Annotated in this window: 9 protein-coding genes; 8 read left to right on the top strand and 1 reads right to left on the bottom strand. The window is 73.5% G+C overall.

Features of this window, described 5'->3' with window-relative positions:
- Positions 1-111: 111 nt before the first annotated feature.
- Positions 112-795 carry a GntR family transcriptional regulator gene (locus tag AB0C73_RS13450; protein ID WP_362528521.1) on the top strand — a complete coding sequence of 228 codons (684 nt, stop codon included), beginning with the start codon at positions 112-114 and terminating at the stop codon, positions 793-795.
- A gap of 197 nt (positions 796-992) precedes the next feature.
- Here the strand turns inward: AB0C73_RS13450 and AB0C73_RS13445 are convergent, their stop codons facing one another.
- Positions 993-1,274 carry an HPr family phosphocarrier protein gene (locus AB0C73_RS13445; protein WP_362528518.1) on the bottom strand — a complete coding sequence of 94 codons (282 nt, stop codon included), beginning with the start codon at positions 1,272-1,274 and terminating at the stop codon, positions 993-995.
- Positions 1,275-1,448: 174 nt separating this feature from the next.
- Between AB0C73_RS13445 and AB0C73_RS13440 the strand changes: the two genes are divergently transcribed.
- The 7 genes from AB0C73_RS13440 to AB0C73_RS13410 all read left to right on the top strand — a co-directional run bounded on the left by AB0C73_RS13440 (position 1,449) and on the right by AB0C73_RS13410 (position 12,420).
- Positions 1,449-4,409, top strand: a complete 2,961-nt coding sequence (locus AB0C73_RS13440; RefSeq protein ID WP_362528515.1) for a GNAT family N-acetyltransferase — start codon at positions 1,449-1,451, stop codon at positions 4,407-4,409.
- A gap of 62 nt (positions 4,410-4,471) precedes the next feature.
- Positions 4,472-5,065 (top strand): DUF5998 family protein, encoded by a 594-nt coding sequence (locus tag AB0C73_RS13435; RefSeq protein ID WP_362528513.1) that lies wholly within the window; start codon positions 4,472-4,474, stop codon positions 5,063-5,065.
- Positions 5,065-6,279, top strand: coding sequence for a nucleotide pyrophosphatase/phosphodiesterase family protein (locus tag AB0C73_RS13430; RefSeq protein ID WP_362528511.1), 1,215 nt, complete (start codon positions 5,065-5,067; stop codon positions 6,277-6,279). The genes AB0C73_RS13435 and AB0C73_RS13430 overlap by 1 nt, the downstream gene beginning before the upstream one ends.
- A gap of 81 nt (positions 6,280-6,360) precedes the next feature.
- Positions 6,361-7,008 (top strand): thymidine kinase, encoded by a 648-nt coding sequence (locus tag AB0C73_RS13425; RefSeq protein ID WP_362528508.1) that lies wholly within the window; start codon positions 6,361-6,363, stop codon positions 7,006-7,008.
- Between the two features lie 193 nt (positions 7,009-7,201).
- Entirely contained in the window at positions 7,202-8,578 is a 1,377-nt protein-coding gene (locus AB0C73_RS13420) for an aromatic acid/H+ symport family MFS transporter (RefSeq protein ID WP_362528505.1), read from the top strand.
- Between the two features lie 223 nt (positions 8,579-8,801).
- Positions 8,802-11,414 carry a YfhO family protein gene (locus tag AB0C73_RS13415; RefSeq protein WP_362528502.1) on the top strand — a complete coding sequence of 871 codons (2,613 nt, stop codon included), beginning with the start codon at positions 8,802-8,804 and terminating at the stop codon, positions 11,412-11,414.
- A gap of 40 nt (positions 11,415-11,454) precedes the next feature.
- On the top strand, positions 11,455-12,420 hold the full coding sequence (locus AB0C73_RS13410; RefSeq protein WP_362528499.1) for a glycosyltransferase family 2 protein: 966 nt from the start codon (positions 11,455-11,457) through the stop codon (positions 12,418-12,420).
- Positions 12,421-12,422: the final 2 nt, after the last annotated feature.

Genomic DNA, 12,422 nt, shown 5'->3' with positions numbered 1-12,422 from the left:
CCGGCTGGTTTCGAGTCGGGGCATTTTTGCGTCCGTTTCCAACGGGCGCCGTCGGAATTTCCGGCGTCCTGCAATAGAGTCGCAGGACGCGGACGAAATCGGAGGTCTCAGATGCGCATTCCCGCGCAATCGGTATGCACGGCGATCCGGGACGACATCGTCTCCGGGGTGTACGCGCGGGGCGCCCGGCTCACCGAGGAGCAGCTGGCCCGCCGCTACGGGGTCTCCCGCGTCCCGGTCCGCGAGGCGCTGCGCACCCTGGAGTCCGAGGGCTTCGTGGTGAGCCGCCGGCACGCCGGCGCCCATGTCGCCGAGCCCGGTGAGCAGGAGGCCGCCGATCTGCTCGACATGCGCTCCCTGCTGGAACCGATGGGTGCCGCGCGGGCCGCGCAGCGGCGCACCGACGCCCACCTCAAGGTCCTGCGCGGCCTGGTCAGGATCGGTCAGGAGCGCGCCAGGGACGGGCGCGGCGCGGACCTGGCCGCGCTCGGCGGCTGGTTCCACGAGACGCTGGCACAGGCCTCGGGCAGCCCGCCGCTCACCACGCTGCTCACCCAGCTGCGGCACAAGATCGCCTGGATGTACGCGGTCGAGCCGGCCGAGCGGCCCGCCGAGGCGTGGGCCGAGCACGGGGCGATCGTGGACGCGGTGGCCCGCCGGGACGCCGAGCGGGCCCGCGCGCTGACCGCGCTGCACGTGGAGCGGTCGGTCCCGCTGCACCGTCTGAAACGGACGGACCGGCCGCGCGTGAGGGTTTCGCAACATGCCGTAAACAGTGCGGGACCGCGGAATTAACGCGGGCGCCGTATACAAAGAGGTGAGAATTCCCCGGCCCGTTTCGTGCTGCCCTGAATTCGTCCGTGCATTCCCGCGGAAGCGGGAATGGAGTGTAGACGGCACACGAAAGGTGCGGGAAAACGAAAACGCCGCGTCCGCCCGGGAGGAGCCGGGGGACACGGCGTTCCGTGATCCGTCGTCGGGGAGGTGACGGGTCAGACGGTCTCGGGGAGCTCGTCGAGCCCCTCGGCGACCAGCTTCGCCAGGCGGTCGAGCGCGATCTCGGCGCCGTCGGCCTCCGAAGTGAGCACGATCTCCTCGCCGCCCTGGGCACCCAGGCCGAGCACCGCGAGCATGGACGCGGCGTTGACCGGGTTGCCGTCCGCCTTGGCGATCGTCACGGGGACGCCGGAGGCCGTGGCGGCACGGACGAAGATGGAGGCGGGGCGGGCGTGCAGGCCCTCGGCCCAGCCGACGTTGACGCGGCGCTCAGCCATGGTGGTTGCCCTTCAACTTTCAGCGATTGTCTAGACCAGTCTCTCATGGGTGACGAGGTGCTCGTACCGACCTCCGGCCCCGGCCGGACGGCCGTTCGGCCCTCCCTAGACTGCCCGGCGGACCGGGGCCACGCGACCCGTGCCCCTGTCGGACCCCGGCCGTAGGCTTGCCCCATGCAGAGGGGTTCGGAGCAGTCGGGGCAGCCGGAGCACGCGTATCCGGACCACTGGGAAGCGGATGTCGTCCTCCGGGACGGCGGCACCGCGCGGATCAGGCCGATCACCGCCGACGACGCGGACCGGCTGGTCAGCTTCTACGAGCAGGTCTCGGACGAGTCGAAGTACTACCGCTTCTTCGCGCCCTACCCGCGCCTGTCCGCCAAGGACGTGCACCGCTTCACCCACCACGACTTCGTGGACCGGGTCGGCCTCGCGGCGACCGTCGGCGGCGAGTTCATCGCCACCGTGCGCTACGACCGGATCAACGACCAGGGCCACCCCGCCTCGGCGCCCGCCGACGAGGCCGAGGTCGCCTTCCTCGTGCAGGACGCCCACCAGGGCCGCGGCGTCGCCTCCGCGCTGCTCGAACACATCGCGGCCGTCGCCCGCGAGCGCGGGATCCGCCGGTTCGCCGCCGAGGTGCTGCCCGCCAACAACAAGATGATCAAGGTGTTCACGGACGCCGGGTACACCCAGAAGCGCAGCTTCGAGGACGGAACCGTCCACCTCCACCTCGACCTGGAGCCCACCGACCGCTCCCTCGCCGTCCAGCGCGCCCGCGAACAGCGCGCCGAGGCCCGCTCCGTACAGCGCCTCCTCGCCCCCGGTTCCGTCGCCGTGATCGGCGTCGGCCGCACCCCCGGCGGCGTCGGCCGCACCGTCCTGCGCAACCTCCTCGACGCCGGCTACACCGGCCGCGTCCACGCGGTGAACGCCGCCCTGGACGAGGGACCGCACGAACTGGAGGGCGTCCCCGCCGTCCGCTCCGTCGCCGCCATCGGTGAACCCGTCGACCTCGCCGTCGTCGCCGTCCCCGCCGAGCGGGTCCCCGAGACCGTCGCCGACTGCGGCGAGCACGGCGTGCGCGGCCTGGTCGTGCTGTCCGCCGGCTACGCCGAGAGCGGGCCCGAGGGCCGCGAGCGCCAGCGCGCGCTGGTCCGCCAGGCCCGCTCGTACGGCATGCGGATCATCGGGCCCAACGCCTTCGGAATCATCAACACGGCCGCGTCCGTCCGCCTGAACGCCTCCCTCGCCCCGCAGATGCCGGCCGCCGGCCGGATCGGGCTCTTCACCCAGTCCGGCGCCATCGGCATCGCCCTGCTCGCCGGACTGCACCGGCGCGGCGCGGGCCTGTCCTCCTTCCTCTCCGCCGGCAACCGCGCGGACGTCTCCGGCAACGACCTGCTCCAGCACTGGTACGACGACCCCGCCACCGACGTCGTGCTCCTCTACCTGGAGTCCATCGGCAACCCCCGGAAGTTCACCCGGCTCGCCCGCCGCACCGCCGCCGTCAAGCCGGTCGTGGTGGTCAAGGGCGCCCGGCACAGCGGCAGCGCCCCGCCCGGACACCGCGTCCCCGTCACCCGTATCCCGCACGCCACCGTCTCCGCGCTCCTGCGGCAGGCCGGCGTCATCCGCGTCGACACCGTCACCGAACTCGTCGACGCCGGCCTCCTGCTCGCCGAGCAGCCGCTGCCGGCCGGCCCCCGGGTCGCCATCCTCGGCAACTCCGAGTCCCTCGGCCTGCTCGCCTACGACGCCTGCCTCACCGAGGGACTGCGCCCGCTGCGGCCGCGCGACCTCACCACCGGCGCCACCCCCGCCGACTTCCGCACCGCGCTGAACGCCGCCCTCGCCGACGACGCCTGCGACGCCGTCGTCGTCACGGCGATCCCCTGGGTCGGGGAGAACGGAGCCACCGAGTCCGGCGACGGTGAGGTGCTCGCCGCCGCCCTCCGCTCCGCCGTCACCGCCGCGCCCGGGCCGGCCAAGCCGGTGGTCGTCGTCCATGTGGAGATGGGCGCACTCGCCGAAGCCTTGTCCGAAGCCGCCCGCACGGGCCCGGCGCGCCGCGCGGCCCGGACGACCGCCGCTGAGCCCGGGGCCGCCGCTGAGCCCGGCACCGCCCCTGAACCTGGCACCGCCTCCGCCTCCTCCGCCGCCTCCTCCGCCGCCGCGCCGCAGGCCCCGGCCGTACGGGCAGCCGCGGCCGCGCCGGAGCCCCCCGTCGCCCCCGCGGCCCCCGAGCCCGGCGTCATCCCCGCGTACCCCGCCGCCGAGCGCGCCGTCCGCGCCCTCGCCGCATCCGTCCGCTACGCCCAGTGGCGCCGCCAGGCCGCCGACCCCGGCCGCGTCCCCGAGTTCGACCGCATCGACGAGCCCGGCGCCGCCGCCCTCATCGAGGGCGCCCTCGGCGGACCGGACGCCGACCCGCGCGGCGTCACCCTCGACGCCGACGCCACCCGCGCCCTGCTCGGCCACTACGGGATCGAGGTGCTGCCCACGCTTCCCGCGCCCAGCGCCGACGAGGCCGTACGGGCCGCCGCCCGGCTCGGCCTGCCCGTCGCCCTCAAGACCACCGCGCCCCATCTGCGCCACCGCCCCGACCTCGGCGGCGTACGCCTCGACCTGGCCACCGAGGAGCAGCTGCGCACCGCGTACGCCGAGCTCACCGCGACCCTCGGCAAGCCCGAGGAGCTCCAGCCGGTCGTCCAGGCCATGGTCCCCCGGGGCGTCGACACCGTCGTGCGCTCCGCCATCGACCCCGCCGTCGGCGCCTTCCTCTCCTTCGGCATCTCCGGCGCCGCCTCCGAACTCCTCGGCGACATGTCCCACCGGCTCGTCCCCGCCACCGACCGGGACGCCGCCGAACTCGTCCGCTCCATCCGCACCGCGCCCCTCCTCTTCGGCTGGCGCGGCTCCGCACCCGTCGACACCCCCGCCCTGGAGGAACTGCTGCTGCGGGTCTCCCGCCTCGTCGACGACCACCCCGAGGTCGTCGCGGTCTCCCTCGAACCCGTGGTCGTCGCCCCGCGCGGCCTCTCCGTCCTCGGCGCCACCCTCCGTCTCGCCCCGCCCGCGCCGCGCACCGACCTCGGCCCGCGCAGCCTCCCGGCCTATGAGGGTCCACCGTGACCGGCGCCACGGGCGGGCCGCAGGGGCCTGAGGGGGCCCCTGCGGGCCGTAGGATGGAGCCCATGGCGAAGACCGGTACGACGACCCAGGGGCTGCGCGCGGCGATCGAGCGCAGCGGCTACTACCCGGCCCTCGTGGCCGAGGCGGTGGAGGCCGCCGTCGGCGGCGAGGCCGTCACGTCGTACGTGGTCCACCAGGAGACCACCTTCGACGCCAACGAGGTGCGGCGGCACGTCACCGTGCTCGTGCTCACGGCCAACCGTTTCATCGTCAGCCACACCGACGAGCAGTCCGCCGACAACAGCTCCCCGACGCCGTACGCCACGACCTCCACCGAGTCCGTGAAGCTCGACCGGATCTCCTCGATCGTCGTCAGCCGTGTCGTCGCCAACCCCGAGTCGTACACCCCGGGCACCCTGCCCCGCGAGGTCGTCCTCACCATCGGCTGGGGCGCCGTCTCCCGGATCGACCTGGAGCCGGCCGCCTGCGGCGACCCCAACTGCGACGCCGACCACGGCTACACGGGCAACTCCACCGCCGACGACCTCAGCCTCCGGGTCAGCGACGCCGGCGACGGCCCGGAGACCGTCCGGCAGACCCTCGCCTTCGCCCAGGCGCTCTCCGAGGCCACCGCGACGACCCCGGCCGCCCGCTGATGGTGCAGCCCACGGCCGTCGCCCAGGGCTGGCCCGACGAGCCGGTACCGCTCGACCCCGCCACCGCGCCGCTCCCCGAGTACGGCAGCGGTTCGCTCGCCGACCTCCTGCCGACCCTGGTCGCCGGCCAGGGCGTGGCCGGCTGCACACCGCGGATCGCGGAGCTGACGCCCGCCGACCGCAACTGCGTCTTCCTCATCGACGGGCTCGGCTGGGAGCAGATCCTCGCCCACCCGGACGAGGCGCCCTATCTGACCTCGCTGCTCGGCTCCTCCCGCGGCGGCACCGGCCGCCCGATCACCGCCGGCTTCCCCGCGACCACCGCGACCTCGCTCGCCTCCGTCGGCACCGGACAGTTCCCCGGCACCCACGGGCTGCCCGGCTACACCGTCCGAAACCCGGCCACCGGCGAGCTGATGAACCAGCTGCGCTGGAAGCCCTGGGCCCCGCCGCAGGTCTGGCAGCCGTACCCGACGGTCTTCCGGCTCGCCGACGAGGCCGGCATCCACACCGCCCAGGTCTCCTCGCCCGCCTTCCAGGACACCCCGCTCACCAAGATCGCGCTCAGCGGCGGCACCTTCCACGGGCGCCTGACCGGCGAGGAGCGGATGGACCTGGCCGCCGAGCAGCTGGCCGCCGGCGACCGCTCGCTCGTCTACACGTACTACAGCGAACTGGACGGCGCCGGACACCGTTTCGGCGTCGCCTCCGACGCCTGGCAGGGCCAGCTGATGTTCGTCGACCGGCTGGTCCAGCGGCTCGCCGAACAGCTCCCGCCGCGCTCCGCGCTCTATGTCACCGCCGACCACGGCATGGTGGACATCCCCTTCGACGAGGACCACCGGATCGACTTCGACGAGGACTGGGAGCTGCGCGCCGGTGTCGCCCTGCTCGGCGGCGAGGGCCGCGCCCGGCACGTCTACGCCGTCCCCGGCGCCGCGTCCGACGTCCTGACCTGCTGGCAGGAGGTCATCGGCGACCGCTTCTGGGTGGCGAGCCGCGACGAGGCCATCGCGCTCGGCTGGTTCGGCGACCGGATCGACGAGCGGGTGTACGGCCGGATCGGCGATGTCGTCGCCGCGGCCCAGGGCGACCTCGCCATCACCGCGTCCGTCAACGAGCCCAACGAGTCCGCGATGGCGGGCATGCACGGCTCGATGACCCCGGCGGAGCAGCTGGTGCCGCTCCTCGAAGTGCGGTCCGAGGCCTCCTGAGGCCCACGGCCGCCCCCTTCTCCTGTCAGTCCCCACCCGTTCCCTCCCCGATCCCCGATCTCGAAAGGTCTCCGACCTCCCATGCCCGAGCTGGTGTTCTTCTCCGGAACGATGGACTGCGGAAAGAGCACCCTCGCTCTTCAGATCGAGCACAACCGTTCCGCGCGCGGCCTCCAGGGCATGATCTTCACCCGGGACGACCGGGCCGGCGAGGGCAAGCTGTCCTCCCGCCTGGGCCTGGTCACCGACGCCGTCGAGGCCGCCGAGGGCTTCGACTTCTACGCGTATCTCGTCACCCTGCTGTCGAAGGGCGGGCGCTGCGACTACGTGATCGCCGACGAGGCGCAGTTCCTCGCCCCCGAGCAGATCGACCAGCTCGCCAGGGTGGTCGACGACCTGGAGCTCGATGTCTTCGCCTTCGGCATCACCACCGACTTCCGCTCCAAGCTGTTCCCCGGCTCGCAGCGCCTGGTCGAGCTCGCCGACCGGGTGGAGGTCCTTCAGGTCGAGGCCCTGTGCTGGTGCGGTGCCCGCGCCACGCACAACGCGCGCACCGTCGGCGGCGCCATGGTCGTCGAGGGCGCGCAGGTCGTGGTCGGCGACGTCAATGCGGGCGACGAGGTCGGCTACGAGGTGCTGTGCCGGCGGCACCACCGCAAGCGGATGACGAGCGCGTCGGCACGGGCGGCGGCCCTGTCGCCGGACGTCCTGCCGGTCACGATGAGCTGATGAGCTGATGAGCTGATGAGCTGATCGGCTGAGACGCCGGCGGGGCCGCCCCGTATAGGGCCGGACTGCCCTGGCGCATGCCAGATCGTTCGCCGTATGGCCCGACTTTCCCGCCGGTCACCGTTTGTTCCTCAATAATTCTGCTCTGCGGAATATTCTGTTCCGTCGGCTGTGGCGCAGGCACGGTGCGACCATGAGCACACCAACGAGCGGCCCCGTCGGAGCGGCCGTCCACTGGAGACCCGCCGCCCTCGTCATCGGGCTGTGCTGGTTGATCGTCGTCTTCGACGGCTACGACCTCATCGTCTACGGCACGACCATCCCGGCCCTGCTCAAGGAGCCGGGCTGGGAGCTCACCCCGGGCCAGGCCGGCACCATCGGCAGCCTCGCGTTCGCCGGCATGCTCGTCGGCGCGCTGTTCGCCGGCAACCTCGCCGACCGGCTGGGCCGGCGGCGCACGATCCTCGCCTGCGTCACGTGGTTCACGCTGTTCACCGGCCTGTGCGGCTTCGCGCCGAACGCGGAGGTCTTCGGCGTGCTGCGCTTCGTCGCCGGCATCGGCCTCGGCGGCCTGGTGCCGTCCGCGAACGCGCTCGCCGCCGAGTTCGTCCCGCACCGGTTCCGCTCGGTCGGCGCCACCGCGATGATGTCCGGCGTCCCGATCGGCGGCGCGCTCGCCGCGATCATCGGCATTCCCACCCTGCCGGCGCTCGGCTGGGAGGCGCTCTACCTGTTCGCCTTCAGCGGCTTCGTGCTCGTCGCGGCCCTGGGCCGCTGGCTGCCGGAGTCGGCGGTCTGGCTGCGCAGCAAGGACCGCGCCGACGAGGCCCGGGCCATCGAGGCGCGCTACGGCCTCAGCGTGGCCGAGGATGCCGTCGGTGGCCCCGAGGCCGCCGCCGACGCCGCCACCCCGGCCTACCGCCCCGCCCTGAGCACCGTCCTGCGCGCGCCGTTCCTGCCGGCGACGCTGCTGTTCGGCGTCGCGACGGTCGCGACCCTGTTCGCCTGGTACGGCCTGGGCACCTGGCTGCCGAAGCTGACCGCGAGCGAGCCGCGTTTCGACCTCGGCAGCAACCCGCTCACCTATCTGCTCGCCCTCAACCTGGGCGCGGTCGCGGGCTCGGCGATCACCGCCTGGGTGGCCACCCGCATCGGCCCGCTGCGCAGCGCGATCATCGGCGCCGCCTGCGCCGCCCTCGGGCTGGCCTCGCTGGTGACCTATCCGTCCTCGATCGTTGTCGTGTACGGAGCGCTCATCCTCGCCGGCGTCGGGACCCACGGCACCCAGTGCCTCATCATCTCGGCGATCGCCGGCCACTACCCGCCGATCCTGCGCGGTACGGCCCTCGGCTTCGCGCTCGGCGCCGGCCGGATCGGTGCCGTGATCGCGCCGACCACGGCCGGCTGGCTGCTCGACGGCGGCTACGGCGTGAGCTCCAACTTCCTGCTCTTCGCCGGAGCCTCCGCCCTCTCGGCCGTGCTGCTCATCGCGACCTACCTGCTCACCCGTACCCGGTCCGCCGGCACGGCCGAGCCCGAGCCCGAGCCCGCCGGAGCGCTCGCCCACTGAGCGGGAGCCGGGGAGGCCGTCCACCGCGACGTACGTGAGGGCGTCGCGGTGGACGGCGTGGTACTCGGGTGCGATGTCCGGATCTGCTTGGTGGACGCGTGCACCGGCTGTTCACCTGCGGTGTGCCCGGAGACCTCCTCCTGATCGGGCGGCGGTCGCACAGCTCGGAGGTAATGCGTCTCTACGACGATCAGGCCCGTGCGCCGACCGCCCAGGAGGACGTGTGCCACCCGCAGCAGCCGAGACCGAGTCCCGTCCGTCCCGGCCTCGGCTGCGGGCGGCGGCCGGTGCGGCCCTGCTCACCGGGGTGCTCTTCTGCCTGGCCTCGCGGCTGGCCGGCAGCTACCCGTTCGGCTCCCGGACCCGCAACATCGTCGACCTGGGCCAGCAGTACCTGCCGTTCCACGCGTACTGGCGCACGCTGCTTCTCGGCGAGAGCCACGGCGACCTGTTCCTGAACTGGTCCTCCGGCTTCGGCACCAACTTCCTCGGCGACTTCGGCACCTACCTCGGCAGCCCCTTCGACCTGCTCGTCGTCCTCTTCCCGGCCGACCGCCCCGAACTCGCCCTGTACGTCATCACCGCGCTCAAGATCGCCACCGCGGGCGCGGCGATGGCGGCCCTGCTGCTCACCCTGCGGCGCGGCCCGTGGCCGGTCGCCGCGATCCTCGGCACCGCGTACGCACTGTCCGGCTGGACCTTCAACTACGGCGCCACCGTGCCGATGTGGCTCGACGGCCTGGTCGCGTTCCCGCTGCTCTGCCTGGTGGGGGAGTGGGCCCGCAAGGGGCGCCGGCCGGTGCTCGGGCCGCTGGTCGTCGCGCTCTCCTGGTTCGCAAACTTCTACACCGCCTACATGGCCACGATCGGCGCCGCCGTCGTCCTCGTCGTCCGGCTGCTCACCACCGACGACACCGAGTCCGGGAGCAGGATCCGCCGCCCCGGCCCCGCCGCGCTGCTGCGCGCCGCCCGCACCGTCGGCATCGGCATCGGCCTCGCCGCCCCGCTCGTCCTCGTCATCTTCCTCGGCACCAAGGCCGCCGACCCGACCCCGCCGACGCCGTTCGTCCCGGCCGCCTGGACCGATGTCCTCGCCCGCTTCCTGCCCGCCACGGCGAGCACGGCCTCGCCCGCCCTCTTCATCGGCACGCCCGCCCTGGCACTCGCCCTCACCCTGCCGTTCAACGGCTCCGTCGCCGGCCGCGTCCGGGCCGGCTGGGTCACGGCGATCGTGCTGGTCACGCTGTCCCTGCAGTGGGAACCGACGCATCTGCTCTGGCACGCCGGGGCCTCGCCGAACGGCATCCCGTACCGTCAGACCTTCGTGCTGTGCGGCCTGTTGCTGATGGCGGCCTGGCTCTCCGTGGCCGGCGGGCTGCCCCGGCCGCTCGCGCTGCTCAGCGGCGCCGGCGCGCTCGCCCTCCTCGCCGGGGCCGCGTCCGGCAGCGTCGTCATCGACCGCTGGACCTATCCGGCCGTCGCGGGGGCCGCCGCCCTGGGCATGCTCGCCGCCGTGGCCGCGCTGCTCGCCCGGTCCCGCCCGGCCGGACGGCTGCTGCCCGTGCTCGCCGTCGGCCTGCTGCTCGCCGCGCAGGCGGGGGAGACCCTGGTCACCGGCGAGCGCATCGAGGAGCAGCAGCTGAGCCAGGTCTCCTGGTCGCCCAGGATCGGCCCCTGGCACACCGACATGGCCGCCGCCGTCGCGGAGAAGGACGCCTGGCCGCGGCACCGCACCGACCCCGGTGAAGTCCCCGGCGGCAACGACGTGCTCCTGGTCGGCGGCGAAGGCGCCGACTACTACAGCAGCCTCACCTCCGACACGTATTCCCGCACCCTCTCCGCCCTCGGCTTCGGCTACTACGCCAAGGGCCGCCACCCGGTGAGCCTCGACAACCCCGTCACCGACGCGATCTTCTCCATCGGCACCCGGATGCGCTCGACGCCCGAGGGTCCGCTCGCACTCGACCGGCTCCCCGAGGCCGCGATCACCGTCACCGACACCCCCGTGCCGCCGCTCGTCACCGTCCGCCCCGGCCCGCCCGCGCCGGCCCCCGCGCCCGGCTCGGCCGCCGACACCGCCTTCACCCGCCAGGAGCGGATGCTCGGGCGCCAGGTGTACGAGGTGCCGGCCGAGCCGCGCCGTACCGACACCCCCAACGGCACGGGCGCCACCCTCACCGCGAGCTGCCCGGCCGGATCCGAGGTCTGGTTCTGGGCCCCCCGGTACCGGGGCACCGCCACCCTGTCCACGACTTCGGCCACCCCGGCCGTGGGATTCGCCGGCAAGCTGCCCTCCGTGCTCGCGCCCATGCAGCGGCTCGGCACCGTCCCCGCCTCCGGCGCCGTACGGATCGAGCTCACGCCCGACCCGAAGGCCAAGCCACGGCTCAAGCTGCCCGCGCGGCCCGTCGGCTGCCTGGAACGGCAGCGGCTCGACAGCGCCGTACGCGAGCTCACCGCCACCGGCGCCACCGCCGTCCGCGCGACCGGCCACACCCTCACCGCCGAACTGCCCGCCGGCAGCACCGGCACCGCCGTGCTCGCCGTCCCCCGGATCTCCGGCTGGCGCTGCGCCGCCGGCGACGCGCCCCTGGAACCCGCGCACCGCCGCCTCGGCCTGCTCGCCGTCCCTCTCGACGGCAAGGCCACGTCGGTGACCTGTTCCTTCCGCCCGCCGGGCGTGAGGCTCGGCGGCGCGGTCGGCGCGGCGGCCCTGCTCGCCCTGCTCCTCACCGCGCTGCTCCACCGGAGCCGCCGGACCCGTGAACCCGGCGGACGGCAGGAGTTCACCGCCCGTGCACATCCGGCTCGTTCAACGGAGAAGACCCCTGTCTAGCCTGCCCGACCAGTACCGATCAGCGAGTTGGTGAATCCGAGTGCCGAAACTGTCCGTCGTCGTGCCCTTCCACAATGTCGGGCCCTACGCCCCCGACACCCTGCGCAGTCTCGCCGACAACGCGGACGACGACACCGAGTTCCTGCTGATCGACGACCACTCCACCGACGAGACGCCGGACCTCCTCGACCGCTGGAAGAGCCGCATCCCGCAGGCCACCGTCATCCGCCACGAGACCAACCTCGGCGTCGCCCAGGCCCGCAACACCGGTATCGACGCCGCCACCGGCGACTACATCACCTTCCTCGACGGCGACGACTGGTACGCCCCCGGGCACCTGCGCGCCATGGTGACCGGGATCCACCGCCTGGGCGTCGACTTCGCGCGCACCGACCACGTCCTGTCCACGGACCGGACCCGGCAGATCCGCTACGCCCCGGCGAAGGTCCGCGACGCCGCCATGGACCCGCGGGACGGCATCGCCCCGTCCAGCATGATCACCATGGTCGACTACCCCTTCGTGCCCTTCGGCGTCTACAGCGCCCGCCTTTTCGAGAACGGCACCGGCCGCTTCGAGACCAAGCTGCGCACCGCCGAGGACCGGCTCTGGATCTGGCGCCTCCACCTCAACGCCACCAGCTACGCGGCGCTCTCCCTGCACGGCGTCTTCTACCGGCGTGGAGTCACCACCTCGCTCACCCAGATCACCGACAACCGGCAGCTGGACTTCATCCCGTCCTACGACCTGCTGCTCGACGAGGTCTCCCGGGACCGCGACGCCGACCGCTTCCTGCCCAAGGCCGTCCGCACCTACTGCGCGATGATCGCCTTCCACATGGCGAAGTCCGACCAGTACGAGGCGGCCGTCGGCAAGCGGCTGCGCCGCGACGTCACCGACGCGCTGCGCCGGATGCCGCAGCAGGTCCTCGACGAGACCCTCACGACCATGGACACCCCCCGCAGCACCGTCCTGAAGAGCCTGCGCGACACCGGAAAGGCCGCCTGAGC

The organism is Streptomyces sp. NPDC048623 (genome assembly GCF_040650755.1).
Lineage (GTDB): Bacteria > Actinomycetota > Actinomycetes > Streptomycetales > Streptomycetaceae > Streptomyces.
Note: the sequence above shows the minus strand (reverse complement) of the source record. Positions and strands in the feature narration are given on the sequence as shown.

What these genes read in the sequence shown, in the direction of transcription:
- AB0C73_RS13450 (WP_362528521.1), top strand. Translation starts at nt 112, where the DNA reads ATGCGCATTCCCGCGCAATCGGTATGCACGGCGATCCGGGACGACATC.
- AB0C73_RS13445 (WP_362528518.1), bottom strand. Translation starts at nt 1,274, where the DNA reads ATGGCTGAGCGCCGCGTCAACGTCGGCTGGGCCGAGGGCCTGCACGCC.
- AB0C73_RS13440 (WP_362528515.1), top strand. Translation starts at nt 1,449, where the DNA reads ATGCAGAGGGGTTCGGAGCAGTCGGGGCAGCCGGAGCACGCGTATCCG.
- AB0C73_RS13435 (WP_362528513.1), top strand. Translation starts at nt 4,472, where the DNA reads ATGGCGAAGACCGGTACGACGACCCAGGGGCTGCGCGCGGCGATCGAG.
- AB0C73_RS13430 (WP_362528511.1), top strand. Translation starts at nt 5,065, where the DNA reads ATGGTGCAGCCCACGGCCGTCGCCCAGGGCTGGCCCGACGAGCCGGTA.
- AB0C73_RS13425 (WP_362528508.1), top strand. Translation starts at nt 6,361, where the DNA reads ATGCCCGAGCTGGTGTTCTTCTCCGGAACGATGGACTGCGGAAAGAGC.
- AB0C73_RS13420 (WP_362528505.1), top strand. Translation starts at nt 7,202, where the DNA reads ATGAGCACACCAACGAGCGGCCCCGTCGGAGCGGCCGTCCACTGGAGA.